We start from the raw sequence: 26,012 nt of genomic DNA, 5'->3' as shown, positions 1-26,012 counted from the left end.
TTACTTTTAGGTTAGCGCCCGAAAATATAAATGATAATCATTATTAAAGCCTTTATCATTTTTGGAGGATGATATGGATACGTCACTGGCCGAGGAAGTTCAGCAGAAAATGGCAACGCTCACCCCCGATCGCTTTTTCTTTATGTCGCCGTATCGCAGCTTTACGACGTCAGGATGCTTCGCCCGTTTCGCTGAACCAGCGGTTGACGGGGATTCGTTAGACAGCCCCTTCCAACAAAAATTACAGCAAGCCTTTGCCGACGCCAGAGCGCAGGGTATCGCAAATCCTGTTATGGTCGGCGCTATCCCCTTTGATACCCGCCAGCCATCCTCGCTGTTCATTCCTGAGTCCTGGCAGACCTTCTCCCGACCGGCAAAGCAACAATCCTCGCGTTACTTTACCGGGCATCAGGCACTGAATGTTGTTGATCGTAAAAGTATCCCTGAACAGGAAACGTTTGAAGCGATGGTTGCGCGCGCGGCAGCGCTGACGGCGACGCCTGAAGTCGACAAAGTGGTTCTGTCACGCCTGATTGATATTACGACCGATGCCACCATTGACAGCGGCGCGCTGCTGGAGCGGCTGGTGGCGCAGAATCCGGTGAGTTACAACTTCCATGTGCCTCTGGAGGATGGCGGCGTGCTGCTTGGCGCCAGCCCGGAATTGCTGCTGCGTAAAGAGGGCGATCGCTTTAGTTCGCTGCCGTTGGCCGGGTCGGCGCGTCGCCAGCCTGATGATGTGCTGGATCGTGAAGCGGGCAACCGACTGCTGGCTTCTGAAAAAGACAGACACGAACATGAGTTGGTCACTCAGGCCATGAAGACGGTGCTGCGCGACCGCAGCAGTGAATTACAACTGCCTGCATCTCCACAATTGATCACCACCCCGACGTTATGGCATCTCGGTACGCCGTTCGAAGGTAAGGCGAATGCGGAAGAAAATGCCCTGACGCTGGCGTGTCTGCTGCATCCGACGCCTGCGTTGAGCGGTTTCCCGCATCAGGTGGCGAAAAAATTAATTGCCGAACTGGAGCCGTTCGATCGTGAACTGTTCGGCGGCATCGTCGGCTGGTGTGACGCCGAAGGAAACGGCGAGTGGGTCGTGACGATTCGTTGCGCGAAGCTGCGACAAAACCAGGTTCGCCTGTTCGCGGGCGCCGGGATTGTGCCTGCTTCGTCTCCGGTCGCGGAGTGGCGCGAGACCGGCGTTAAGCTTTCTACCATGTTGAACGTTTTTGGACTGCATTAAGGAGCGATGATGACCATTCCTTTCACCCGTTGGCCGGAGGAGTTTGCCCGCCGCTATCGTGAAAAAGGGTACTGGCAGGATCTGCCGCTGACCGATATTTTAACCCGCCACGCAGACAGCGATAAAACGGCGGTGATTGATGGCGATCGACACCTGAGCTATCGCGAACTGAACCAGGCGGCGGATAATCTGGCCTGTAGCCTGCGCCGTCAGGGGATCAAACCCGGCGAAACCGCGCTGGTGCAACTGGGCAACGTGGCGGAGCTGTATATCACTTTCTTTGCCCTGCTGAAGCTTGGCGTCGCACCGGTTCTGGCGCTGTTCAGCCATCAACGGACGGAACTTAACGCTTATGCGAAGCAAATTGAACCGGCGCTGGTGATTGCTGACCGCCAGCACGCGCTGTTCACCGGGGACGATTTCCTCAATACGTTTATTGCCGAACACAATTCCGTGCGTGTGGTGTTGTTGCTCAACGATGCGGGTGAACACAACCTGCAAACGGCGATTGACCAGCCTGCGGTTGATTTTACCGCCACGCCATCACCTGCCGATGAGGTGGCTTATTTCCAGCTTTCCGGCGGGACAACCGGAACGCCGAAGCTGATCCCGCGCACCCATAATGATTATTACTACAGCGTGCGCCGCAGCAATGAAATTTGCCACTTTACCGAAGCCACGCGTTTCTTATGCGCGATTCCGGCTGCGCATAACTACGCCATGAGTTCGCCGGGATCGCTGGGCGTCTTTCTGGCTCAGGGAACGGTGGTGCTGGCGGCTGACCCGAGCGCTACGCTCTGTTTCCCGTTAATTGAAAAGCATCAGATTAATTCAACGGCGCTGGTGCCGCCTGCGGTGAGCCTGTGGTTGCAGGCGATTCAGGAGTGGGGCAGCAACGCGCAACTGGCCTCGTTGAAACTGTTGCAGGTAGGCGGCGCGCGGCTGTCAGCGACGCTTGCCGCGCGTATTCCGGCGGAAATCGGCTGTCAGTTGCAGCAGGTATTCGGCATGGCGGAAGGACTGGTGAATTACACCCGTCTGGACGACAGCCCGGAGCGCATCATCAATACTCAGGGTTGCCCGATGTGCCCGGACGATGAGGTCTGGGTGGCTGACGCTGACGGCAATCCGCTGCCGCAGGGGGAAACGGGACGCCTGATGACGCGCGGGCCGTACACGTTTCGCGGCTATTTTAAAAGCCCGGAGCATAACGCCAGCGCGTTTGATGCCAACGGCTTTTACTGCTCCGGCGATCTGATCTCCATTGATCCAGATGGCTATATCACCGTGCAGGGACGTGAAAAAGATCAGATCAATCGCGGCGGGGAGAAGATCGCCGCGGAAGAGATTGAAAACCTGTTACTGCGCCACCCGGCCGTAATCCATGCCGCGCTGGTCAGCATGGAAGATGAGCTGATGGGGGAAAAAAGCTGCGCCTGGCTGGTGGTGAAAGAGCCGCTGCGCGCGGTACAGATACGCCGCTTCCTGCGTGAGCAGGGGGTCGCCGAATTCAAATTGCCGGATCGCGTGGAGTGCGTCGAGGCGTTGCCTCTGACCCCGGTCGGTAAAGTCGATAAAAAACAATTACGTCAGTGGCTGGCGTCACGTTCACTGACCTGAAGGAGAAAGAGAGATGGCAATTCCGAAATTGCAGGCGTACGCGCTGCCTGGCGCGCTCGATATTCCGCCCAATAAAGTGAACTGGGCCTTTGAACCTGAACGCGCTGCGTTGTTGATCCACGATATGCAGGATTATTTTGTCAGCTTCTGGGGCGACAACTGCCCGATGATGGAACAGGTGATCGCGAATATCGCCGCCCTGCGTCAGTACTGCAAAGAGCACAACATTCCGGTCTATTACACCGCTCAGCCGAAAGATCAGAGCGATGAAGATCGCGCCCTGTTGAACGATATGTGGGGGCCGGGCCTGACGCGTTCTCCCGAGCAGCAAAAGATTGTCGATGCGCTGGCGCCGGACGAGGCGGATACCGTGCTGGTGAAATGGCGTTACAGCGCGTTTCACCGTTCGCCGCTGGAGCAGATGTTAAAAGAAACCGGGCGTAATCAGCTGATTATCACGGGTGTGTATGCGCACATTGGCTGTATGACCACGGCGACCGACGCTTTCATGCGCGATATCAAGCCGTTTATGGTGGCGGATGCGCTGGCCGATTTCAGCCGTGAAGAACATGTGATGTCGCTTAACTATGTTGCCGGTCGCTCCGGTCGCGTGGTGATGACGCAGGAACTGCTGCCGACGCCGGTTCCGGCGAGCAAAGCAGAGTTGCGGGCGCTGATCCTGCCGCTGCTGGATGAATCCGACGAGCCGCTGGATGATGAAAACCTGATTGATTACGGGCTGGACTCTGTACGTATGATGGCGCTGGCGGCTCGCTGGCGTAAAGTGCATGGCGATATCGACTTCGTGATGCTGGCGAAAAACCCGACGATTGATGCCTGGTGGACGCTGCTTTCCCGTGAGGTGAAGTGATGGCCGGATTGGATTTTAACGGCAAAACCGTCTGGGTGACCGGCGCGGGAAAAGGAATTGGTTATACCACGGCGTTGGAGTTTGTTGCGGCTGGTGCGCAGGTGACGGGATTCGATCGCGAGTTCACGCAGGATGCGTATCCCTTTGCGACCGAAGTGCTGGATGTCGCAGACGCCGCGCAGGTCGCGCAGGTTTGCCAGCGCGTGCTGGCGCAAACCGAACGGCTGGATGTGCTGGTGAATGCCGCCGGGATTTTACGGATGGGGGTGACCGATGCGCTAAGCGCCGAGGACTGGCAACAGACGTTCGCCGTCAACGTCGGCGGCGCGTTTAACCTCTTCCAGCAGACGATGGCGCAATTTCGTCAGCAGCAGGGCGGGGCGATTGTTACCGTCGCGTCTGATGCGGCGCACACGCCGCGCATTGGCATGAGCGCCTATGGCGCGTCCAAAGCGGCGCTGAAAAGCCTGGCGCTGACCGTTGGGCTGGAGCTGGCGGGCAGCGGCGTTCGCTGTAACGTTGTCTCTCCGGGATCTACCGATACCGATATGCAGCGCACGCTGTGGGTGAGCGATGATGCGGAGCAACAGCGTATTCGTGGCTTTGGCGAGCAGTTTAAGCTTGGCATTCCGCTGGGAAAAATCGCGCGTCCGCAGGAAATCGCGAATACCATTTTATTCCTCGCATCCGATCTGGCCAGCCACATTACGCTACAGGACATTGTGGTTGACGGCGGTTCAACCCTGGGAGCGTAACGATGATCTGGAAACGCCATTTAACGCTTGATGAGCTGAACGCCACCAGTCTGAACACGATGGTGGCGCATCTGGCGATCGTCTATACCCGTCTGGGCGATGACGTGCTGGAGGCGGAAATGCCCGTCGACACGCGAACGCATCAGCCTTTCGGCCTGTTACACGGCGGCGCTTCGGCGGCGCTGGCGGAGACCCTGGGGTCAATGGCCGGGTATCTGATGACCCGTGACGGCCAGTGCGTGGTGGGAACCGAGCTGAATGCCACGCATCATCGCGCCGTGTCGCAGGGGAAGGTGCGCGGCGTTTGCCAGCCGCTGCATCTGGGCCGGCAAAGCCAGAGCTGGGAAATTGTGATTTTTGACGAACAGGGACGGCGTTGCTGTACCTGCCGCCTGGGGACGGCGGTGATGGGCTAGGCCCAACAAAATGCAATGATGTTGCAGCGTTGACCGACCAATGAAGTGATCCAGTTAACAATGCAATGTAAATAATCAGTTTTATAGCGTTGTCAGGTTGTTAAAACCAGCAGAGGTGTTATAGAAACAAAATGTAACATCTCTCTGGAACACAACACGCAAACGGACAACAACTATGAACAAATCAGGGAAATACCTCGTCTGGACATTGCTCTCCGTTATGGGAGCATTTGCCCTGGGATATATTGCGTTAAACCGTGGGGAACAGATCAACGCGCTATGGATCGTCGTGGCGTCAGTTTGTGTCTACCTCATTGCCTACCGTTTTTATGGTCTGTATATCGCCAAAAATGTGCTGGCGGTTGACCCGACGCGCATGACGCCTGCGGTGCGTCATAACGATGGTCTGGACTACGTACCTACCGATAAGAAAGTGCTGTTCGGTCACCATTTTGCGGCGATTGCCGGGGCAGGGCCGTTGGTTGGGCCGGTGCTGGCGGCGCAGATGGGGTATCTGCCCGGTATGATCTGGCTGCTTGCCGGGGTTGTGCTGGCAGGCGCGGTGCAGGACTTTATGGTGCTGTTTGTTTCTACCCGTCGTGACGGTCGCTCGCTGGGTGAACTGGTTAAAGAAGAGATGGGCCCAACGGCTGGTGTGATCGCGCTGGTAGCCTGTTTCATGATCATGGTGATTATCCTTGCGGTACTGGCGATGATCGTCGTGAAAGCCCTGACCCACAGCCCGTGGGGGACGTACACCGTTGCGTTCACCATTCCGTTGGCCATTTTTATGGGCGTCTACCTGCGTTACCTGCGTCCGGGACGTATTGGCGAGGTGTCTGTTATTGGCCTGGTGTTCCTTGTCTTTGCCATCATCTCCGGTGGCTGGGTGGCGGAAAGCCCAACCTGGGCGCCGTATTTTGACTTTACCGGCGTACAGTTAACCTGGATGCTGGTGGGCTACGGCTTTGTGGCGGCGGTTCTGCCGGTATGGCTGCTGCTGGCGCCGCGTGATTACCTCTCAACCTTCCTGAAGATTGGTACGATTGTCGGTCTGGCCGTCGGCATTCTGATTATGCGTCCGACGCTGACGATGCCTGCGCTGACCAAATTTGTGGATGGCACCGGCCCGGTGTGGACCGGTAACCTGTTCCCGTTCTTGTTCATCACCATTGCCTGTGGCGCGGTGTCTGGCTTCCATGCGCTGATCTCTTCCGGCACCACGCCGAAGATGCTGGCGAACGAAGGGCAGGCCTGCTTTATCGGCTACGGCGGGATGTTGATGGAATCCTTCGTGGCGATTATGGCGCTGGTTTCCGCATGTATCATCGATCCGGGCGTTTACTTCGCCATGAACAGCCCAATGGCCGTACTGGCGCCAGCCGGAACCGCTGATGTGGTTGCTTCTGCTGCGCAGGTGGTCAGTAGCTGGGGCTTTGCGATTACGCCTGATACGCTGCATCAGATTGCCAACGAAGTGGGCGAACAATCCATTATTTCTCGTGCCGGTGGCGCGCCAACGCTGGCGGTGGGGATGGCTTACATCCTGCACGGGGCGCTGGGCGGTATGATGGATGTGGCGTTCTGGTATCACTTCGCGATTCTGTTTGAAGCCCTGTTCATTCTGACGGCGGTTGATGCCGGTACGCGTGCGGCGCGCTTTATGTTGCAGGATCTGCTGGGCGTGGTCTCTCCGGGTCTGAAACGTACGGATTCACTGCCTGCGAACCTGTTAGCGACGGCGCTGTGCGTGCTGGCGTGGGGATACTTCCTGCACCAGGGCGTGGTGGACCCGTTAGGAGGGATCAACACCCTGTGGCCGTTGTTTGGTATCGCGAACCAGATGCTGGCGGGTATGGCGCTGATGCTCTGCGCGGTTGTACTGTTCAAGATGAAACGTCAGCGTTACGCATGGGTGGCGCTGGTGCCTACCGCCTGGCTGCTGATTTGTACGCTGACCGCAGGCTGGCAGAAAGCGTTTAGCCCGGATACCAAAATTGGTTTCCTGGCGATCGCCAATAAATTCCAGGCGATGATCGACAGTGGCGATATTCCTGCGCAGTACACGCAGTCTCAGCTGGCGCAGCTGGTGTTCAACAACCGTCTGGATGCCGGTCTGACCATCTTCTTCATGGTTGTGGTGGTGGTTCTGGCCCTGTTCTCAATCAAAACTGCGCTGGCTGCGCTGAAAGAGGACAAACCGACGGCGAAAGAAACGCCGTATGAAGCCATGCCGGAAAACGTTGAAGAGATTGTGGCGCAGGCGAAAGGCGCGCACTGATTTTTAAATAAGCGGCCCTCTTCTTAACGGGAGAGGGCATTTGCGTCACAGGTGGTAACGATGTTTGATACGCTTTCTAAGGCCGGGAAATATCTGGGTCAGGCGGCAAAACTGATGATTGGCGTGCCGGACTATGACAACTACGTTGAGCATATGCGCGTGACGCACCCGGATCAGACGCCAATGACTTACGAAGAATTTTTTCGTGAGCGGCAGGATGCGCGTTATGGCGGGAAAGGCGGCGCACGTTGCTGCTGATGTTTTGTGTTGCCCGGTGGCGCTGCGCTTACCGGGCCTACGCTGATGTTTTGTGTTGCCCGATGGCGCTACGTACGGGGTATTTTGTAGGCCGGATAAGGCGCAGCCGCCATCCGGCAAGCCGCCGCTAAACCGTAAACGACTCTACCTTTTCGAACGCGGCGCGTAATGTGGCTGGCGTTAACGTCACCGGCAGAAAGTGGATGGATTCAACCGGGCGCAGGGTGTGGGCAATCACGTTATCAATCTCCGCCTGGTTCTGGATATCGACATCCAGCGCCGCCAGCGTGGTGGGCAGACTAAAGCGCTGATAAGCAGCGATAAGCTGCGCCAGTACCTCATCCTGACCCAGCAATGCGCTTTGTACCAGAATGCCATAAGCCACTTTGGTGCCGTGCAGAAACTTCTCGGTTTGCGGCAATACGGTGAGCCCATTATGGACGGCGTGTGCCGCCGCAACACGGGTATAACGCTCGCCAAGGCCGCCGACCATGCCGCCCCCGGCAATAATCGCATCCACCACATCGCGAAATGCCTGGGTGAGTTCTCCACGTTCTTTGTCCGCCAGCGCCTGTTCGCTGCTCTCCAGTAGCACATCACGGATCGCCAGCGCGCCGTTAATGCCCAGACGCACGGTAAGCGGTAAGGTTTCTGGCTGTGGCGCTAATACAACGGCTTCGTACCATTTTGCCAGCGTGTCGCCGATGCCGGCCAGCAGATAGGCCTCTGGCGCGCGGAGAATGATTTCCGGTTCTACCAGCACCAGATAATTGGCGTCGTCAAAAATTTCAAAGTGCAGCGCCTGACCGGCATCGTTGTACCAGACCGACAGCGGTGTCCAGGCCGCGCAGGTGGCCGCGATAGTCGGGATCGCCACGAAGGGGAGTTGTAGCCGACGGGCAAGGGCTTTGGCGGTATCAAGCAGCGTACCGCCGCCGATACCGATCACTACGCGGCGGTCGTCGCCTGCTTTCGCGGCCAGTTGTTTCACATCGCTTTCGCTGCAATGGCCGGTAAACGGCAGGTGTCTGGCTCCCGGAAGATCAAACGCATCCGGCAGGTAAGGGCGGGCGGCGGCAATCGCACGTTCGCCATACACCCATACTGCGGCGGAGAGTTGCCCGGCGCTGAAAAAATCCTTCAGTCTGGAGAGGCTGCCGGTATGGGAAAAGTAGTTAGCCGGGCCGGTAACGACGCGGATGTCAGTGTTGCTCATGGTGTGTTGTCCTTGTGGCTGCGCTGTCCGGGAGTTGTTTTTATTTAGACGTCTAAGCGTCTTGATTGCCAAATGCTAACATCGTGTTATAGTGGTTTCAACATCGACATCACCCTCGGGCATGATAACTATGAGTAATAACCCACTGATTCCGCAAAGCAAACTGCCTAATTTAGGCACCACAATCTTTACACAAATGAGCGCCCTGGCGCAGGAGCATCAGGCGATTAACCTGTCGCAGGGATTTCCTGATTTCGATGGTCCGCGCTATCTACAGGAACGTCTGGCCTGGCATGTTGCACAAGGGGCGAATCAATATGCGCCAATGACCGGCGTGCCTGCATTACGCGAAGCCATTGCGGAAAAAACAGCGGCGTTATACGGCTATAAGGCTGATGCCGGGAGCGAGGTGACGGTAACGGCGGGGGCAACGGAAGCGTTGTATGCCGCTATCACCGCGTTGGTTCGTGCGGGAGATGAGGTGATCTGCTTCGATCCCAGCTATGACAGCTACGCGCCAGCCGTTGAACTGTCCGGCGGCGTGCTGAAACGTCTGGCGCTTCAGCCGCCGCAGTTTCGCGTTGACTGGCAGGCATTTGCTGCGTTACTGAGCGAACGTACCCGGCTGGTGATCCTCAATACGCCGCATAACCCGAGCGCGACCGTCTGGCGCAAAGCCGACTTTGAAGCGCTGTGGCAGGCGATTGGCGATCGCGAAATCTATGTATTAAGCGATGAAGTGTATGAGCATATCTGCTTTGCGCCAGAAGGCCATGCCAGCGTACTGGCGCATCCGCAGCTACGTGAGCGTGCTGTCGCGGTCTCGTCATTCGGTAAAACCTTTCATATGACCGGCTGGAAGGTGGGGTACTGCGTAGCGCCAGCGGCGATCAGCGCGGAATTGCGTAAAGTGCATCAGTATCTGACGTTCTGCGTCAACACACCGGCGCAACTGGCGCTGGCCGATATGCTGCGTGCTGAACCGGAACATTACCGCGATTTACCCGCATTTTACCGGAAGAAGCGTGACGTTCTGGTTAATGCCCTGCGTGACAGTCGTCTGGAAATCCTGCCCTGCGAAGGCACCTATTTTCTGCTGGTGGATTACAGTGCGGTATCAGACCTCAATGACGTGGATTTCTGCCAGTGGCTGACCCGGGAAATCGGCGTTGCGGCGATTCCGCTGTCGGTATTTTGCGCCGATCCTTTCCCACATAAACTTATCCGTTTATGTTTTGCCAAGCAGGAATCCACGCTGCTGGCGGCCGCAGAACGCCTGTGTAAATTGTAATTACTTTACGGTCCAGGCTTTGGAGAATCGACGGTCGGCAAAGAGTTCCTGTAGGCCGTTGATTTGTTTCAGACGCAGGACTTCATCTTTATCCATGCCCAGCTCTTTTCCGATTCGCGTCTCGTCCCAGCCCAACAGGGAGAGTTCTCGCACAATTTCCGACATCGCGTGAATCTGATGACGACCACGGGCGCGGTTGTGACGAATGGTCGCCGCAATTCGTTCATGGCGATTGCGTTCCAGACAGGTGACGGGAAGATAGCCTTTTAACTTTGAGCGTAATGTGGATTTCCCTTTACCGAGTTCGTGACGGTGAAAGCCATCCACGATTTCATATTTTTCTGCCGCTGTTTCTGCAACGACGATAGGCTGCGTGAAGCCATCTACCTCAATAGACTTTAGCAGGAGCCTTTTCTCCGGGGGCGCCACATTGTTTGGGTTGTAATCATTAGGCTCGATTTGTTCGTTTTTTACCCATTGCACGCAGTCTACCGGCTGATCGCGAAAGGGGCTGACGCGGTGGATCGCCATTCTGAATTCGTTGATTGCCGCAATTCTCTCCTCTTCGTTCAGCGTGGAGAGAAAGTCGGTTATTTGTTGGGTGAGTCGCTGTTGCATAAAATCCCCCATTCTTTGCGCTTTGCTTTCATGCGTTCATTGTAGCGCTGGTAGTGTTTAGGCTTTGTCGGGCTGAATGAGAGCGCCCGACACCAGTAATCATTGTTCAATAGCACCTTGCAGATACGTCGCCATGAGGGGATATCTTTGGAGCCGATATCGCCTTCCTGCGTTTGTGGAATGTTCTCCATTCCTTTCTTTTTATACCATTGCAGGTAGACCGCGATTTTGTTGCGGTAATGCTCGGCGCTCTGTTCCGGCATGCTGTCCAACAGCAGCATGGCGTAGCTTTGCCAGCTATGGTGCTCGGGTTTCAGTATTTTTCGATGGCCGTAAAAATGGTTATCCTGGCCTGCATATATCCCTCCGCTGCGCACGCCGCTTACCCTGGCGCACATTGCTGCCCAGCGTTCGGGTTCAATGACATGATAGAGCCACAATCCCTGACGTTGCTCCGGGCCGAAAGGTTCGCAGATGCGCATATACCGGAGCGGCACGTTGGCCTGGTACATCAGGTTATAAAGCGGGTTGCAAGGCTGCTTCGTTTTTGCGAACCATGTCCAGATGTCTGCCGTTTTCCAGTCATACATCGGGTAAATATACCAGGTGTGCCCGCCCTGAGCGGCGGTCGTCCAGGGTTTGTCGTCCGCAAAACGCTGTTTGCTCAGGGAGGCGATGGCGACAAACCGATTGTAAGACTCGTCAGCGCGGATGCCGATCAGCATCGCCGCAGGACGCTTTTCTGAAAACCACTCGGCAAAGTCGCGAACAAATTGTTCGAAGGTCATGCCTGGCTGATAAAAAGGAAAGTAAGCCGGATCGGTAATGGCGTCGGCAGGCGGTTGACGCACCCATTCGGCATTCGGGTCCCAGCATTGCCATTCGGGTTGGTATTGCGACAGCGAATTTTGTGTGGTGAGCGGCAGGGCAACCCAGTAAAAATGTTCAATGACATCGGAATATTGTTCGCGTAATGACTGAACATAGTCAATTGTGCAGGAGAATTGCACTTCCCAGTCAATAAATAATACGCAGATCTTCTTCTTTAACTTACGCGCGATTCCGGCGGTAAGGTGCAGCATCAACCCAGAGTCTTTCCCCCCGGAAAATGACACGCAAATACGCGGTAAGGTGGTGAGTGTCCATGTAATGCGCTCTTCCGCAGCTTCCAAAACATTTTGGTCAAGTGGGATTTTATAAACAGACATAATGAGTTCATACCTGAACGGAAAATGGCTATGTGTAGAATACAGAAAAATAATTATATATATTATATGATATAATCAACAGAATGTGCAAGGTTTAAAAAAGCATCCAAAACTTAAATTAATTTTATATTAATTATTTTAATTTTGAATGCTTGTGTCGGCGATGGCCCCGGATGTTTTCGTTTCAGCTATTTTCCGTCATTTTGTTAATGATACTCGTAAAACCTTTGTTATTCAGTGACGTTCGATTATATACCAGGTATAACTGAACTGAAGGTAAATCTTGATCAATATTAACCCGTTGCAGTTTAAGGGTGGAGTGAAAGAAGTCATATATGACTTCAGGAACGATGCCAATTATGTTGGTTTCAGCAATAGTATTAATGATTGCAACCATCGAGTCACTGCGAAACCCAATTTTCCGGCTGGCAAGAAGGGAGTTGACCAGCGACTGGTATTCTTTAACGCCTGGCTCCTCTCCCTGGTATGAGGTAAACGGTTCTTCGAGTACTTGCGCTAATGTACTGGCGTCACTGATTCTGGGGTGATCGGCACGACACACCAGTACGCTTTTGATTGTTTTAAAAGGCGTACAGACAACCGAATGGTTGTTCAGCGGCGTGGTGGTGATCACCATGTCCGCCTTGCGGTATGCCAGCAGGTCTTCTGCTGATTCCGCAGACATCAGGATATCATGATGCTCAATTTCAACGGAAGAATCTTCCATAATAAAATTAATCAGCTTTATTACGTTCATTGCAGTAAGTAGCTGAGGGCTGTAAATGATAAATTTTTTCTTAAGGCTGGAACTATGCATAATATTAATTGTTTGTTCCAGACTATTGAGGTTTTCCTCAAGATGATGATGCAGATTTATACCGGTGACGGTTGGCGTGATGCCTTTTCCTGAACGAATAAATAAAGGATCGTTGAATTGAGTTCGTAATCGTTGCAGAGATTGACTCACGGCTGACGGGGTGATGTACAGCGTTTCCGCCGCTTTACTAATGCTTAAATTCTGGTAGATACACTCAAAAATAATCAGCAAGTTGAGATCGAATTTTTTGAGATCGTAGAGATTAGCCATGTTTTTTTCTTCCTGTTTTGTGACTATTGTCATAACTATATTTGCTATAGTTATGCAACACATCCAATGCTTTACAATAGTGATGTTTGCTAAGCTTAAATTCTCTTTCAATAATACTAAAATAGCATAGCTCAGAATATCTTTGCGAGCGATTTATAATGGAAAAGGAGATTGACAGAAAAACAATGACAATCTCCCCCCTTTAATTTAGGTTTAATGTTCACCCATCATAATGTCCAGCTGCGCTTTTTCCGGTAACCCGACGACCTGCTGTAACATATTTTCTTTATTCATATAGTAAATGGCTGGCGTTGCATTCGCCCCCAGATCGTCCATGAGTTTCTGATGAATATTCAGCATTTTCATCTTATCTTCTGGCAGCGGTGAAGGGATCGCCAGATTGAGTTTACCGCCTGACGCTTCATAGTCATGCCAGGTTTTTGCCGGATCGCGGGTGGATAAGATAGCGGCAGCCGTTGCCGGGCTTTCGGGTTTGATCACGCCCACCAGTAGCGTCCGCAATTGTACTTTGCCGGATTCGACCCAGGGGCGCGCCTGCTGCCAGAACTGTTTGCAGTAAGGGCAGAAAGGGTCCGCAAAGACATAAAGAATCACCGGCGCCTCTTTTTTGCCGTCCAGAATCCACGACGCTTTTTCCATCCGCTGCCACATTTCTCTGCCGACCGGGGCGTAGATCTCTTTTTCTATCAGCGCATTACTGAGGTTTGCGCCTTTTTCGTCGTACATGTAGCCGGAAATCGCGTGTTTCCCGTCAGGCGTGAGGTAGATGGTCACGCCCATATCCTGGTATTTGCCCAGATAGCCTTTCATTCCGCCGGGGGCGTCAAAAGACTTCAGGATCGTAATTCCCTGTTTTTCTATCGCTTTAACCGGGGCAGGCAGTTCTTCAGCAAAGGCGATGAGCGGGAACAGCGTCAGCAGCAATGTTCGTTTTATCATTATATTTCCTTAAAAATCAGTGCAAAAGGAACATTGACGGCAAAACCTATCACAGTCATAGGTAAGGTCTGCCGTCGGAAGATTGCCCTTTCTTTGGTAGGGTGATGTAATCCTTTCGCTGTTACAGCCTTTGTTAAGGTAATGTAGAGCGCAACACATAGCCAGTTTCACTGGCGCTGAAGTTACCTACGGGTAGTTCAGGTAATGGGGCCGCCTGCAAAGGGGGCCTTTTTACTTTTTGTCGCTAAACGTTCACAACGTTGTCTTGTGTGAGTTGTTAGGTATCGCTGATTGATTTGATAATGCAAACGCATTAGCCCAATCACGGAAAGTTGGTTACTTTACATCTCAACGAAAACACGGAGGAAGTATAGATGTCCTTGATTAATACCAAAATTAAACCTTTCAAAAACCAGGCGTTCAAAAACGGTGAATTCATCGAAGTAACCGAGAAAGATACCGAAGGCCGCTGGAGCGTCTTCTTCTTCTACCCGGCTGACTTCACTTTCGTATGCCCGACCGAACTGGGCGACGTAGCAGATCATTACGATGAATTGCAGAAACTGGGCGTAGACGTTTACTCTGTTTCTACCGACACCCACTTTACTCACAAAGCATGGCACAGCAGCTCTGAAACCATCGCAAAAATCAAATATGCGATGATCGGTGACCCGACTGGCGCCCTGACCCGTAACTTCGACAACATGCGTGAAGACGAAGGTCTGGCTGACCGTGCGACTTTTGTTGTTGACCCGCAGGGTATCATCCAGGCTATCGAAGTTACCGCTGAAGGTATCGGCCGTGACGCATCTGACCTGCTGCGTAAAATCAAAGCGGCTCAGTATGTTGCTGCTCATCCAGGCGAAGTTTGCCCGGCTAAATGGAAAGAAGGCGAAGCGACTCTGGCTCCGTCCCTGGACCTGGTCGGCAAAATCTAAAATTCGCTGCGCCTTTCGCGCTACAGGTGCGTTGGCTGCGCTTTCTCACCCCGGTCACTTACTGATGTAAGCTCCCGGGGATTCATAAGCTTGCCGTCTTCCTGTAACACGAAATACTGGCGAATTAATCCTTAAGCGGGTGCGTCGCACCCGTTTTTTCCAGCACCATCATGCAAGTCGCATTCAGGCTGCCGGTATAAGGCAACTTGCATGATGATGTTTTTAGAGAGGGAAGAATAATGCTCGACACTAACATGAAAACTCAGCTCAAAGCGTATCTTGAGAAACTGACCAGGCCTGTTGAGCTGATTGCCACGCTGGACGACAGCGCTAAATCGGCAGAAATCAAGGAACTGCTGGCTGAAATCGCTGAACTGTCAGAGAAAGTCACATTTAAAGAAGATAATAGCCTGCCGGTGCGCAAGCCTTCTTTCTTGATAGCAAACCCAGGTTCTGACCAGGGGCCGCGCTTTGCGGGTTCTCCGCTGGGGCATGAATTTACCTCGCTGGTGCTGGCGCTGTTGTGGACTGGCGGCCATCCGTCGAAAGAGGCGCAGTCTCTGCTGGAGCAGATCCGCGATATCGACGGCGATTTCGAGTTTGAAACTTATTACTCGCTCTCCTGCCACAACTGCCCTGACGTCGTACAGGCGCTGAACCTGATGGCGGTGCTGAACCCGCGTATCAAACATACCGCGATTGACGGCGGCACATTCCAGAATGAAATCACCGATCGTAATGTGATGGGCGTTCCGGCTGTGTACCTGAACGGTAACGAATTCGGTCAGGGACGTATGACGCTGACGGAAATCGTCGCCAAAGTGGATACCGGCGCAGAAAAACGGGCGGCGGAAGAGCTGAATAAGCGTGACGCTTACGACGTACTGATTGTCGGTTCCGGCCCAGCGGGGGCGGCAGCGGCAGTTTACTCCGCACGTAAAGGCATTCGTACCGGTCTGATGGGCGAGCGTTTTGGCGGTCAGGTGCTGGATACCGTTGATATCGAGAACTATATTTCCGTGCCAAAAACGGAAGGGCAGAAGCTGGCTGGCGCGCTGAAAGCGCACGTTGATGATTACGATGTTGACGTGATCGACAGCCAGAGCGCGAGCAAACTGCTTCCGGCGGCAACGGAAGGGGGCCTGCATCAGATTGAGACCGCTTCCGGCGCGGTGCTGAAAGCCCGCAGCATTATCATTGCCACCGGTGCCAAATGGCGCAACATGAACGTGCCGGGCGAAGATCAGTACCGCACGAAAGGCGTAACCTATTGCCCGCACTGCGACGGCCCGCTGTTTAAAGGCAAACGCGTTGCGGTGATCGGCGGAGGGAACTCCGGCGTGGAAGCGGCGATTGACCTCGCGGGGATCGTTGAGCACGTTACGCTGCTGGAATTTGCGCCAGAAATGAAAGCCGACCAGGTTCTGCAAGATAAAGTGCGTAGCCTGAAAAACGTCGACATTATTCTGAACGCGCAGACAACGGAAGTGAAAGGCGACGGCAGTAAAGTGACGGGGCTGGAATATCGCGATCGCGTAAGCGGCGACATCCACAACGTTGCGCTGTCCGGGATCTTCGTACAGATTGGCTTGCTGCCAAACACCAACTGGCTGGAAGGCGCGATTGAGCGTAACCGTATGGGCGAAATCATCATTGATGGCCGGTGCGAAACCAGCGTGAAGGGCGTATTCGCCGCAGGCGACTGCACCACGGTTCCTTACAAACAGATCATCATCGCGACGGGCGAAGGCGCGAAAGCCTCTCTGAGCGCATTTGATTATCTGATCCGCAGTAAGACGGCATAAAAAGAAAGTAAGACTACACCTGCAATGCAAGAGGCTGCCAATGGCAGCCTCTTTTTTTACGCAACAACCGTGCGATTTACCGCACAACCAGCACCGGCAACGTAGCATGGCGGACAACGCTGGAGGCGTTAGAACCCAGCAAATGCGTGGTGATAGACGGATTGCGGGAGCCAATGACCACGACGTCCGCATTCAGCTCTTCGCCCAGTTCGTTCACCACATCCCGCACGTTACCAAAGCGGACGTGCTGCTTAATCCGGGAAGGGTCGATACTGAAATGACTCACCATCGTTTGCAGGCGAGTCTCCGCTTCGTGCTGCAAATGCTCCTCAAAACGACGAACGTCGGCGGCAAAGCGGTGCAGACTCAGGCTGGCGGAGCCCGGAAGAACATGCAACAGATGAATGACGCCATCCTGTTGCGCCAGAAACTCTGCGTGGCGCACGGCCTTGTCGCTAAGTTCCATTTCGAAAACATCAACCGGCATAATGATTGTCTTATACATACCCGTTTCTCCCTGTTAACTAATACTGAATTCATTCAAACATATAATAATATTTCTTTCTGGTATCTGCCCGGCACTTTTCATATCACAACGTTTCTTTACGACTGATTGATGCTTATGACCAGAAGCTACCAGTGTCGCTCAAGGTAAAGCACGGCCACGACGATAATCGCCATCATAATAAGAAATGCCAGCGTGATGAAAAGAGCCTCATTCATGACCGTACTCGCGGCAATGAAACGGATTAATTCTGGATGACGGGGAACGGGGGTGAACCAGGAGGAATGGGTGATTTTCGGAAAGAGGATGCAGGGAGCATCCTCTGTGTAAACGGGTGAACGCTTATCCAGATGGTTTAGCGCAGGTAGTCGCCCGCTGCTTCAGGCTGATATTCAAGCTCCAGCACTTCAAGGTGAGTGGACGCCCCGCCAGGCAGGTCCCAGTGAATGGTATCGCCGACGCGCAGGCCCAGCAATGCCGCGCCCACCGGCGCCATTACAGAAAGCTGCGTATTACTGTCGGTCATATTCGCCGGATACACCAGCGTGCGCACGCGAATCTCGCCATCGCTGAGATTGCGGAATTTCACCCGACTGTTCATGGTGACGACGTCGTGCGGCATGGCTTCCGGCGAGCACATCTGGGCGCGATCCAGCTCCGCATTTAATGCGTCAGCAATGGGTAAACCAGCAAACGCAGGCTGCTCCAACAGGCGGTCGATGCGTTCGGCGTCGAGGTCGTTGATGATAATAGTTGGTCTGGACATTTGTTACTCCATGTCGTCGATGCTGCGAGTGCCGCAGGTAAATAATCCCAAAAGAAAACCCTCACCGTCAGGCGGCGAGGGTTTAGCTTTCATGATAATACTGAGACTTCCCCCTTCTTTGAAGTGATTTAGCTCACATTCGGGGAAATCCTCAATACGGTTGTCTTTGCGTAAATTTTAGTCGCAAGCCGTGATGGTTCTCAAGTTTGTATGCCGCCTCAGTAACCCGCTTTGTCAATCACAAACCGCTTCCCGCAATTGCCCGGATGGGGTTGCGATATAAACGAGGAAGCGGAAAGCGGATCGTTAATCCTGGCGGCGTTGAGCGAGAACTGTATTTCCGTCAGATAAGCCGGGTTCCCGTGGCAACTCAGTTTCACCGCCTTCACGTTTTCTTTCCCCCAGCTTTGGGCGATGGCGGCGTCAAACGCGGCGCGGCTGACCCTTTTCCCGTAATTTGCAGCCAGAAAATCGCCCAGCGCGCTGTGTTTTATCTCATGGTTCAGCCGTACCATTGTGCCGAAATAAACGTCTGGATCAAATCCAAAGCAGGCACCGTGTTTGGCGTATTCATAACGTTCCAGACAGGATTTTCCACCGGCTCCGGGCATGACCGCGCTGAGTTTTGCCGCGCTCTCCAGTGAAAGGCCGGTTTCAGGCGCGGCGCATTTACGGCTGGCGCGCGCTTCCGGCAGATTGGGGATCGGACGAGTCGCGCAGCCAAACCGCATCCAGCGGCGCTCGTCCACGCCACGCGCGGCAACCGATCCCGGCAGACCTGGCCACAGACCGTGGACAGTCAGAAAATCAGCTTTGTTGGGAATCTCTTTCTGCTGACGGCACTCTTCGGGTTCCCGATGATCGCGCTCATGCTGACTTTGACAAAAACCGGTTTGCCAGGAGAGCGCCAGCACATAGCGGTCAAAATCAGCGTACTGTTTTGCCTGAAGTGGCTCAGCGTTAACGTTGAAGAGGGGAAGCAGGAATACCGCCAGGAGAGAACCATAACGCCATGTTGATTTCATGATGGATGCTGAAACTCATACAAATATTGAATATCACCTATTTAACCATAAAAAAAGCCAGTCAGGTTTATCTGACTGGCATGAGAGGGATAACGCGTTAGCCGTCATCCGGCATTATGTGCCGATGTTTAGTTCCACAGCGCCAGAATCGGCCAACCAACCACCAGCAGCATGGTGATGTAGATGACCCCAAAGATCGCGCCAAGACGCCAGTAATCTTTGGATTTTACATAGCCGCAGCCGTAGATGATGACCCCCGGCCCTGTTGCATACGGCGTCAGGCAACCCATGATACCGATGGACAGCACCAGCAGAATACAAAGTTGCTCCATCGGAACGCCTGGAATACCTTTACCTATCGCCAGAATGACCGGCAGCATGGTTGCAGTATGTGCGGACAGGCTGGCGAACAGGTAGTGAGCAAAGTAGAACACCAGTACCAGCACAATCACCGTTGCGTTAGGTGAGAAGCCTTCCAGATGAGCGCTCATTGTGGTAGCAAACCAGTCGATAAAGCCCGAACGGGTTAAACCGTTGGCCATGACAACCAGCGTCGCGAGGTTAACAAGGGTGTTCCACGCACTGTTATAACGCGTGATGTCTTTCCACGGCACAACGTGCAGCGCCAGCATCAGGGATACCGCCAGCAGGCCGACAGCGGTGGCATCAATCACTTCACCGCCAAATACCCACAGTCCGAGGCTGAGCAACACCAGACCGATCAGCGTCATCTCTTTGCGGGTCAGCGTACCCATCGTTTTTAACTCTTCACCAGCCCATGCCGCAACTTCGGCGCTGTGGGTCACTTCGGGTTTGTAGAGTACGTAAGAGAGCCACGGTGCGACGATCAGCAGAATGATCCCTACCGGTAAGAAGCCCAGGAACCACTGCAACCAGCTGATCTGAATACCGGCAATTTTGCTGACGAATTCCAGACCCAGAACGTTAGGCGCCGCGCCGGTCACGAACATGGAAGAACTGAGGCTGGTACTGATGACCATCATCCACATCAAATAACCGCCAATGCGGCGCGCGGAAGGATCGTTTGGAAACGACTTAAACAGCGGCGGCAGGTTCTTGATTACCGGGAATACCGTACCGCCGGTACGCGCGGTGTTGGACGGCGTAAACGGCGCCAGCAGAATATCGATGATGACAATGGCATAACCCAGCGTCAGGGTACGTTTACCCATGAATTTCACCAGGAAGAGCGCAATACGGCGGCCCAGACCGGTGACTTCATAGCCCAGCGCGAAAATGAATGCGCCGAACACCAGCCAGACGGTGGTGCTGGAGAAGCCCGCCAGACCCCATTTCAGCGCCTGCTTGCCCGCGTTAAAGGCCGGGTCGGCCAGCTCTGAGGCATCAAATAACAGATAGTTGCTGCCGATAACGCAAATGGTCACCGCGATAAAACTGATCGCGGTGGCCGGAATCGGCTCCAGTATCATCCCGACGATCATCGCCACGAAAACGGCGAAGTAGTGCCATGCCTGAGGGGGCATGCCGTCCGGGACGGGGATCAAAAACATGATGCCCATAACGACTAATGGGGCCAATAACTTCCATATATTATCTTTAGATAAAGACATAAGTGATTCTCCGAAAAGGATCTTTCAATAATTATGTAAATGATTAACTTGCGAAATTTGTGCTAAAAACCAGGTGACGATCAGTAAGTCGGCGCTGCCGCCAGGGCTGAGGTTGCGTGCAATGCACTGCTGATCGAACCGGTGGAGATGTTCAAGATCGGCAGGAGAACGAATGCCTCCTTGCCGTAATAATGTTGTCGCCTGCTGTTGTATCCAGCGCAGGCCTTCCGCGCCGCCGCGTGATGCGACGTTGGTGTCGCCGTTCATTGAGATCAGCAGCAGCAGGGTGTCGAGCAGCGCCAGCTCGGGGTCGCGCCCCTGCGCCAGCAATGCGCGGTAGTGTGGTAAAGCATGGCGGATCACTAACGGGTAACCCGCTTCGGCTTCGCCGCGCGCGCCAGTTAACCCCAGCTGTTGGTACAAGCGTTGACCTGCGGTGAGTTGTTGATTGTTCTGTCGCAGTTCACGCTCGGTCAGACCCCGGCAAAATGTTGCGGCGGTCGAGCAGATGTTTGCAGGTGTGATCGGGGAATGCTGCTGGTGCAGGCGTCCGATGGCGGCGCACAGCAGTCCCAGGGAAAATATGCTGCCTTTATGCGTGTTAACGCCGGCAGTGGCGCGAAACATGTCGGCTTCGCAGGCCATACCTAATGGACGTAGCCCTTTCAGTACATCGTCTGACGGCAGCTGCGCGCAACTCGCGCCATATTCGATAAAACGCGGCAGCCAGCCCTGAATGGCCAGCGCGCTGCGATGGAAATCTTCCAGCGCCATGTCTTTGTGCGCGCCGCAGTTAATGCGATCGACCAGACCCGGCTTGGGAGATAAATTGACCTCAGTCAGCATGGCGCGCCACGCCAGCAGGGCGTACGCGTCAAGCAGCGTCTGAGGAATGGCGGCGGAATCAGTTGATGTGGCTGGAATCGGCATCATGCAGCAGCGCCTCCATGCGAATAAGTAAGTCGGAAAGCGCGTGGGTTTTCCCCCGGGCGCATTCAGCGGCGCTTTGCTCGCACAACAGGCAGCGGCGGGCAGGAAGCGAAAAATGACGGCGGGACAGAATGTCGCCTTCCGGCGTCAGCACATCGATATCCCATAAACGTCCCAGCGGATGCTGATGCTCAAGCTCGATCGTGGCGAGCTTGAGATCGCGGGCCGGCGCCTCAATGGCGAGGAACCCTTCCGGCCCACTGGCTGAGGCCAGTGCAGCCTGCTCCCTGACAGACCAGCCTGCTTTTTTCGCCACGGCGAGCAGGGCGGTTACGCCGTGATTGAAGATTCGGCGAGTAAGCTCGCTGTCTTTAATCGGGCCAGGCGCCACCACGGTAAAGGAGACCAGTGGAGTGAGATGGCGCGTCAGCCAGGCGTGTTGCCGCGCTTGTCTCTCATCACGGCTGACGAGCAGCTCGGGAATGGAAACCGCATGGCGAGTGGCCTGTTCAGGGAGCAGGTGCATGGCTTATTCCTTCACCTGATGAACAACGTCAATGACCGAACCGTCGCGGTAACGCACTACGGCGATGACGCGATCGGTATATTCAATGGCGCGAGGTTGACCGGTGAGCAACTGCGCACGTTCACGCAGCCATTCAATGGAGACCACTTTCATTCCCGCTTCTTTCAGGCGTTCCGCCAGTTCCGGGCGCGCCGGGTTGACGGCGATGCCGTGGTCGGTCACCAGAATGTCGACGCTGGAGCCAGGCGTTACGCAGGTGAGCACGTTATCGACCAGCGTCGGGATGCGGCCGCGAACCAGCGGTGCGACGATGATCGACAGCGCGGCGGCAACGGCGGTATCGCAGTGACCGCCTGACGCGCCGCGCAGTACGCCATCGGAACCGGTCAGCACGTTTACGTTGAACTGGGTATCCACCTCCAGGGCGCTCAGCACCACGACATCCAGACGATCGACCGATGCGCCTTTTGAGCCCCAGTTGGCATACTGGTTGGCGCTGATTTCGATGTGATTCGGGTTGCGGGCCAGCGATTCTGCGGCGTTACGGTCGAAGCTCTGTACGTCCAGCAATTTGCGGATCAGCCCTTTTTCATGCAGGTCGACAATCGTGGCGGTAATGCCGCCCAGCGCGAAATCCGCGTGAATATCACGGCTGCGCATTTTGTCTTCCAGAAAACGGGTTACTGCCAGAGAGGCGCCGCCGGTTCCGGTTTGCAGAGAGAAGCCTTCCTGGAAATAGCCTGAGTTGGCAATCACGTCTGCCGCGCTGCGGGCAATCAACAGTTCACGCGGGTTGGTGGTCATACGGGTCGCATCTGCGCCAATTTTGTCGGCGTCGCCTACCCGTTCGATCTGCACGATGAGATCCACCTGGTCCTGGGCGATACTGGCTGGATTATGCGGATACGGCAGCAGCGCTTCCGTCAGCAGAACAACCTGGCGGGCGTTTTCGGCATCCACTTTCGCATAGCCCAGCGAACCGCAGCAGGCTTTACCGGTGTAGCCGTTGGCGTTGCCAAACGGATCGCAGGACGGCACGCCGAGGAAGGCCACATCGATATTGAGCTCACCGCTTTGCACCAGATGGACGCGACCGCCGTGGGAGTGGATTTGTACGGGCTCATCCAGCAATCCGCGGGAGATCTCTTCCGCCAGGGGGCCACGCAGACCAGACGTGTAAATTCGGCTCACGACGCCCTGGCGAATATGCCCGACCAGTGGCGCGTGGCAATCACTCAGCGAACTGGAGGCCAGCGTCAGGTTTTTAAAGCCCATGCTGGCGATGGTGTCCATCACCAGGTTGATCGTCAGGTCGCCGCCACGGAAAGCGTGGTGGAAAGAGATGGTCATTCCATCCTGTAAACCAGAACGGCGGATGGCTTCTTCAAGCGTGGCGCACAGTTTTTTATCGCGCGGTTTTTGCGCCTGTAAATTCAGTTTTGAAGTGCTCTGAAAAGCGGAAAATTCGCTTTCGGCATGGCGACTCCAGGCCGCTACCCGTTCTTGTCGTTGAAGTTGTTCGATTTTCTGCGTCATTTTTTTGCCTTATTCTTCGCGAATGCCGGAAAGTTCTGCACGGGAGAGCACCAGACGGGCGCGTTCAATCACCGGGCTGTCTACCATTTTGCCGTTCAGGGAGACGACGCCGCGGCCTTCACGGGCGGCGGCTTCCGCGGCTTCCACGACCAGACGCGCATGGGCGACTTCTTTAAGCGTCGGGGCATACAGGTTGTGCAGCAGTTCAATCTGGCGTGGGTTGATGAGGGACTTGCCGTCAAAACCCAGCTGTTTGATGTGTGACGCTTCGTGCAGGAAACCCGCTTCGTTATTGGCATCGGAATAGACGGTATCGAACGCCTGAATGCCTGCGGAGCGTGCCGCCTGTAAAATGGAGCAGCGGGCAAACAGCAGCTCGGTGCCTTCCGGGGAACGTTCGGTACGCAGATTGCGCACATAGTCTTCCGCCCCCAGCGCGATCCCGATGAGACGTTCGGAGGCGTGGGCGATTTCAACGGCGCGGGTAATGCCCAGCGGCGACTCGATTGCGGCCAGCAGTCCGGTGCTGCCGGGTTCACGACCGCAGGTTTGCTCAATGCGCAGGATCTCTTTCTCGATGTCGGTAACATCCTGAGCGGTGTCGGTTTTCGGCAAACGGACAACGTCAGCGCCGCCGCGAACCACCGCTTCAAGGTCGTTAATGCCCCATTCGGAATCCAGCGCATTAACGCGGACAATGGTTTCCACATCACGGTACAGCGGGTGTTGCAGGGCGTGATACACCAGACGGCGAGCGGTATCTTTTTCACGCAGCGCGACGGAGTCTTCCAGGTCGAACATCAGCGCATCGGCCGGGTAGATAAACGAGTTGCTGACCATCGCGGCATTTGCGCCGGGGACGAACAGCATGCTGCGGCGGGTGCGGGATTTACGTTGTTGCAGAGAAGCGGAAATCATTGGCGATCCTCCCACGGCAGAGCGGGGATGCCGCTGGCGCGAGCCAGTAACGCTTCCAGCCGAGCACGCAAAATGCAGTCCAGCGCGCCTTTGTCATCAACATTTAATTGCACGCCGCGGACGTTATAACGGGCAAGCACATCCAGAATGGTGGCGCGAATGGCGTCGCCAAACTGTTTTTCAACGCTGCTGTTGATTTGCAGGTCAATATCCTGCGTGTCGAGTGGAGCAATGCGAATCATCACATCACCGGACTCAAGTGTGCCAGCGACGGCAGCCTGGTCTATTTTCATTTTTCACCTGTTTCTAATGCGGGGGTCTTTTGGCGGACTACCGCGCTGGACGGGTTACGTTCAACCATGCCTTGCAGATAGTGCAGAGTGGGGTTGGGAACCAGCGGTGCGATAGCCGTGAGATCTTTTTTAACCAGCAGCTTGCGCACCCAGGAGGCGGAAATCGGCATCTCCTGGAAACACAGCCGCTCAATTTCCACCAGCTCGATGGGTGGGGCGGGAAGCGTTGGCGTCTCCAGCCAGTAGCGCATATCGTGGTTGTACTGGGAGGTGACGGTGCAAAACGGTTCCGTGCCGACAAAACGGTGTGTTACACCCAATGCTGGCGCCAGGTACTGGCGGAAAATCTTCAGGTCGATTTCGGTGTAACAGTGGTTAATGACGCTTTGTTCTTTGATGAAGTAGCACGGAAAGGTCGCACGCGAGATGATGTACTCGGAACCGCGATGCACAGTCAGGCGTGGAATATCCGTTGTTCCTTTGATCACCAGATCAAACCTGTCCTCGTACGGAAAACGCGACGTATCCTCTTTTACCAGGAACAGATGCAGCCAGTCGCACTGTGCGGCGGCCTGCTGGATCAGATAGCGATGCCCGTTTGTGAAGGGGTTGGCGTTCATGACGATACAGCCGATTTTTTTCCCGTCATGACGCAGTTTCGTTAAGGATTCAGCGTAGCGTTTCAGGCGCGTATTGCTGTTTTCCATGAGCACCATCACGCCAGGCACATCAGCCAGCGTTGAGAAGCCACACTGTTTAAAGAGCGCTTCGTATTCTGTTTTGGTGTAGATGAAGAGGTGCGTACAGTGCCTTTCGTAGGCGAGGTTGATTAACTCTGTAGCCAGCGTCAGCGCCAGCCCTTCGCCGCGCACGGATTGGCAGATAGCAACGCATTTAATGATATTTCCGGCAATACCGCCGCAGGCAATAAGACGATCATCGCGCGTAACGGTAATAAAAACTTCGACGGTGGTATCTACGCTTAAATCATTCTCTTTCAGAAATTGCGTGATAACCGCCATCTTTTTATTTTCTGAGCGTTTCACTTGCGTGAATACATTATTACCGAACATAGTATTGAGCGTCCTGATGATATATTTTGTTGCCAGTTTTTTGCGTATGTTGTGTGTCGTTGCAACCTGATAACGTTTTGTTTTCAATTGGAGCGGTCGTTGTTTTTATTACGACGTATTTCTTTTTCTCTCTGTTGCCTACATCGTAAGGGGTATTTTGGTGGTAAATTTTGATTTATTTCACAAACACTTAGATGGTTTTTATGTGTTTAATGGTTTTAAGTTTTTTAATTAATTTAATAGCAAATTGCGCGGTGGGTTTTATTTGTTTAATT

At 54.3% G+C, this 26,012-nt stretch carries 26 protein-coding genes; 10 read left to right on the top strand and 16 right to left on the bottom strand.

Features of this window, described 5'->3' with window-relative positions:
- Window positions 1-73 precede the first annotated feature (73 nt).
- The 7 genes from entC (at window position 74) to OGV83_RS01775 (ending at window position 7,450) form a co-directional block, all read left to right on the top strand.
- Window positions 74-1,249, top strand: a complete 1,176-nt coding sequence (gene entC, locus OGV83_RS01805; RefSeq protein ID WP_049010316.1) for an isochorismate synthase EntC — start codon at window positions 74-76, stop codon at window positions 1,247-1,249.
- Window positions 1,250-1,258: 9 nt separating this feature from the next.
- Window positions 1,259-2,869, top strand: coding sequence for a (2,3-dihydroxybenzoyl)adenylate synthase EntE (gene entE, locus OGV83_RS01800; RefSeq protein ID WP_286463060.1), 1,611 nt, complete (start codon window positions 1,259-1,261; stop codon window positions 2,867-2,869).
- A gap of 13 nt (window positions 2,870-2,882) precedes the next feature.
- A complete protein-coding gene (locus OGV83_RS01795; RefSeq protein ID WP_047458220.1) occupies window positions 2,883-3,740 on the top strand; it encodes an isochorismatase in 858 nt (285 codons plus the stop codon).
- Entirely contained in the window at window positions 3,740-4,495 is a 756-nt protein-coding gene (gene entA, locus OGV83_RS01790; protein ID WP_286463059.1) for a 2,3-dihydro-2,3-dihydroxybenzoate dehydrogenase EntA, read from the top strand. Before OGV83_RS01795 ends, entA begins: the two co-directional genes overlap by 1 nt.
- Before the next feature lie 2 nt (window positions 4,496-4,497).
- Window positions 4,498-4,911 carry a proofreading thioesterase EntH gene (gene entH, locus OGV83_RS01785; protein WP_134769641.1) on the top strand — a complete coding sequence of 138 codons (414 nt, stop codon included), beginning with the start codon at window positions 4,498-4,500 and terminating at the stop codon, window positions 4,909-4,911.
- A 175-nt stretch (window positions 4,912-5,086) separates the two neighbouring features.
- Window positions 5,087-7,192, top strand: coding sequence for a pyruvate/proton symporter CstA (gene cstA, locus OGV83_RS01780; RefSeq protein ID WP_012133391.1), 2,106 nt, complete (start codon window positions 5,087-5,089; stop codon window positions 7,190-7,192).
- Window positions 7,193-7,252: 60 nt separating this feature from the next.
- On the top strand, window positions 7,253-7,450 hold the full coding sequence (locus tag OGV83_RS01775) for a YbdD/YjiX family protein (protein ID WP_012133390.1): 198 nt from the start codon (window positions 7,253-7,255) through the stop codon (window positions 7,448-7,450).
- A 127-nt stretch (window positions 7,451-7,577) separates the two neighbouring features.
- Here OGV83_RS01775 and OGV83_RS01770 read toward each other — a convergent pair whose 3' ends face one another.
- Window positions 7,578-8,666, bottom strand: a complete 1,089-nt coding sequence (locus tag OGV83_RS01770) for an oxidoreductase (protein WP_047458216.1) — start codon at window positions 8,664-8,666, stop codon at window positions 7,578-7,580.
- A gap of 130 nt (window positions 8,667-8,796) precedes the next feature.
- On the opposite strand from OGV83_RS01770, the gene OGV83_RS01765 reads away from it, so the two are divergent.
- Window positions 8,797-9,957 (top strand): pyridoxal phosphate-dependent aminotransferase, encoded by a 1,161-nt coding sequence (locus tag OGV83_RS01765; RefSeq protein WP_024130556.1) that lies wholly within the window; start codon window positions 8,797-8,799, stop codon window positions 9,955-9,957.
- On the opposite strand, the gene OGV83_RS01760 is transcribed toward OGV83_RS01765, so the two are convergent.
- The 4 genes from OGV83_RS01760 to dsbG all read right to left on the bottom strand — a co-directional run bounded on the left by OGV83_RS01760 (window position 9,958) and on the right by dsbG (window position 13,830).
- Window positions 9,958-10,575, bottom strand: a complete 618-nt coding sequence (locus tag OGV83_RS01760) for an IbrB-like domain-containing protein (RefSeq protein WP_012133386.1) — start codon at window positions 10,573-10,575, stop codon at window positions 9,958-9,960.
- Window positions 10,548-11,783, bottom strand: a complete 1,236-nt coding sequence (locus tag OGV83_RS01755) for a phosphoadenosine phosphosulfate reductase (protein ID WP_012133385.1) — start codon at window positions 11,781-11,783, stop codon at window positions 10,548-10,550. The genes OGV83_RS01760 and OGV83_RS01755 overlap by 28 nt, the downstream gene beginning before the upstream one ends.
- A gap of 184 nt (window positions 11,784-11,967) precedes the next feature.
- Complete coding sequence (citR, locus tag OGV83_RS01750; protein ID WP_024130554.1) at window positions 11,968-12,870, bottom strand: DNA-binding transcriptional repressor CitR; 903 nt, start codon at window positions 12,868-12,870, stop codon at window positions 11,968-11,970.
- 213 nt (window positions 12,871-13,083) lie between these two features.
- Entirely contained in the window at window positions 13,084-13,830 is a 747-nt protein-coding gene (gene dsbG / locus OGV83_RS01745) for a thiol:disulfide interchange protein DsbG (protein ID WP_012133383.1), read from the bottom strand.
- A 374-nt stretch (window positions 13,831-14,204) separates the two neighbouring features.
- On the opposite strand from dsbG, the gene ahpC reads away from it, so the two are divergent.
- Entirely contained in the window at window positions 14,205-14,768 is a 564-nt protein-coding gene (gene ahpC, locus OGV83_RS01740; protein WP_012133381.1) for an alkyl hydroperoxide reductase subunit C, read from the top strand.
- 239 nt (window positions 14,769-15,007) lie between these two features.
- Entirely contained in the window at window positions 15,008-16,573 is a 1,566-nt protein-coding gene (gene ahpF, locus OGV83_RS01735; RefSeq protein ID WP_012133379.1) for an alkyl hydroperoxide reductase subunit F, read from the top strand.
- A 76-nt stretch (window positions 16,574-16,649) separates the two neighbouring features.
- On the opposite strand, the gene uspG is transcribed toward ahpF, so the two are convergent.
- From uspG to citC, 11 genes are all read right to left on the bottom strand, one after another.
- Entirely contained in the window at window positions 16,650-17,078 is a 429-nt protein-coding gene (uspG, locus tag OGV83_RS01730; protein WP_024130553.1) for a universal stress protein UspG, read from the bottom strand.
- 128 nt (window positions 17,079-17,206) lie between these two features.
- The gene (gene yldA / locus OGV83_RS01725) at window positions 17,207-17,296 is read right to left on the bottom strand and encodes a small membrane protein YldA (RefSeq protein ID WP_275148965.1); all 90 of its coding nucleotides are present in this window, start codon (window positions 17,294-17,296) and stop codon (window positions 17,207-17,209) included.
- 137 nt (window positions 17,297-17,433) lie between these two features.
- Window positions 17,434-17,844, bottom strand: coding sequence for a nucleoside diphosphate kinase regulator (rnk, locus tag OGV83_RS01720; protein WP_012133377.1), 411 nt, complete (start codon window positions 17,842-17,844; stop codon window positions 17,434-17,436).
- 218 nt (window positions 17,845-18,062) lie between these two features.
- The gene (gene rna, locus OGV83_RS01715) at window positions 18,063-18,869 is read right to left on the bottom strand and encodes a ribonuclease I (RefSeq protein ID WP_049011616.1); all 807 of its coding nucleotides are present in this window, start codon (window positions 18,867-18,869) and stop codon (window positions 18,063-18,065) included.
- Between the two features lie 128 nt (window positions 18,870-18,997).
- Entirely contained in the window at window positions 18,998-20,461 is a 1,464-nt protein-coding gene (gene citT / locus OGV83_RS01710) for a citrate/succinate antiporter CitT (RefSeq protein ID WP_012133375.1), read from the bottom strand.
- Window positions 20,462-20,485: 24 nt separating this feature from the next.
- Window positions 20,486-21,394: a triphosphoribosyl-dephospho-CoA synthase CitG gene (gene citG, locus OGV83_RS01705; protein WP_049007971.1), complete on the bottom strand. Its 909-nt coding sequence runs from the start codon at window positions 21,392-21,394 to the stop codon at window positions 20,486-20,488.
- The gene (gene citX, locus OGV83_RS01700; protein WP_012133373.1) at window positions 21,366-21,917 is read right to left on the bottom strand and encodes a citrate lyase holo-[acyl-carrier protein] synthase; all 552 of its coding nucleotides are present in this window, start codon (window positions 21,915-21,917) and stop codon (window positions 21,366-21,368) included. The genes citG and citX overlap by 29 nt, the downstream gene beginning before the upstream one ends.
- Window positions 21,918-21,920: 3 nt before the next feature.
- Complete coding sequence (gene citF / locus OGV83_RS01695; RefSeq protein WP_012133372.1) at window positions 21,921-23,453, bottom strand: citrate lyase subunit alpha; 1,533 nt, start codon at window positions 23,451-23,453, stop codon at window positions 21,921-21,923.
- Between the two features lie 9 nt (window positions 23,454-23,462).
- The gene (locus OGV83_RS01690; RefSeq protein WP_024130551.1) at window positions 23,463-24,371 is read right to left on the bottom strand and encodes an aldolase/citrate lyase family protein; all 909 of its coding nucleotides are present in this window, start codon (window positions 24,369-24,371) and stop codon (window positions 23,463-23,465) included.
- The gene (gene citD, locus OGV83_RS01685) at window positions 24,368-24,664 is read right to left on the bottom strand and encodes a citrate lyase acyl carrier protein (protein WP_012133370.1); all 297 of its coding nucleotides are present in this window, start codon (window positions 24,662-24,664) and stop codon (window positions 24,368-24,370) included. The genes OGV83_RS01690 and citD overlap by 4 nt, the downstream gene beginning before the upstream one ends.
- Complete coding sequence (citC, locus tag OGV83_RS01680; protein ID WP_012133369.1) at window positions 24,661-25,737, bottom strand: [citrate (pro-3S)-lyase] ligase; 1,077 nt, start codon at window positions 25,735-25,737, stop codon at window positions 24,661-24,663. The genes citD and citC overlap by 4 nt, the downstream gene beginning before the upstream one ends.
- Window positions 25,738-26,012 lie beyond the last annotated feature (275 nt).

The sequence above is a fragment of the Citrobacter sp. CK189 genome, from assembly GCF_030333505.1.
Classification (GTDB): Bacteria; Pseudomonadota; Gammaproteobacteria; order Enterobacterales; family Enterobacteriaceae; genus Citrobacter_B; species Citrobacter_B koseri.
Note: the sequence above shows the minus strand (reverse complement) of the source record. Positions and strands in the feature narration are given on the sequence as shown.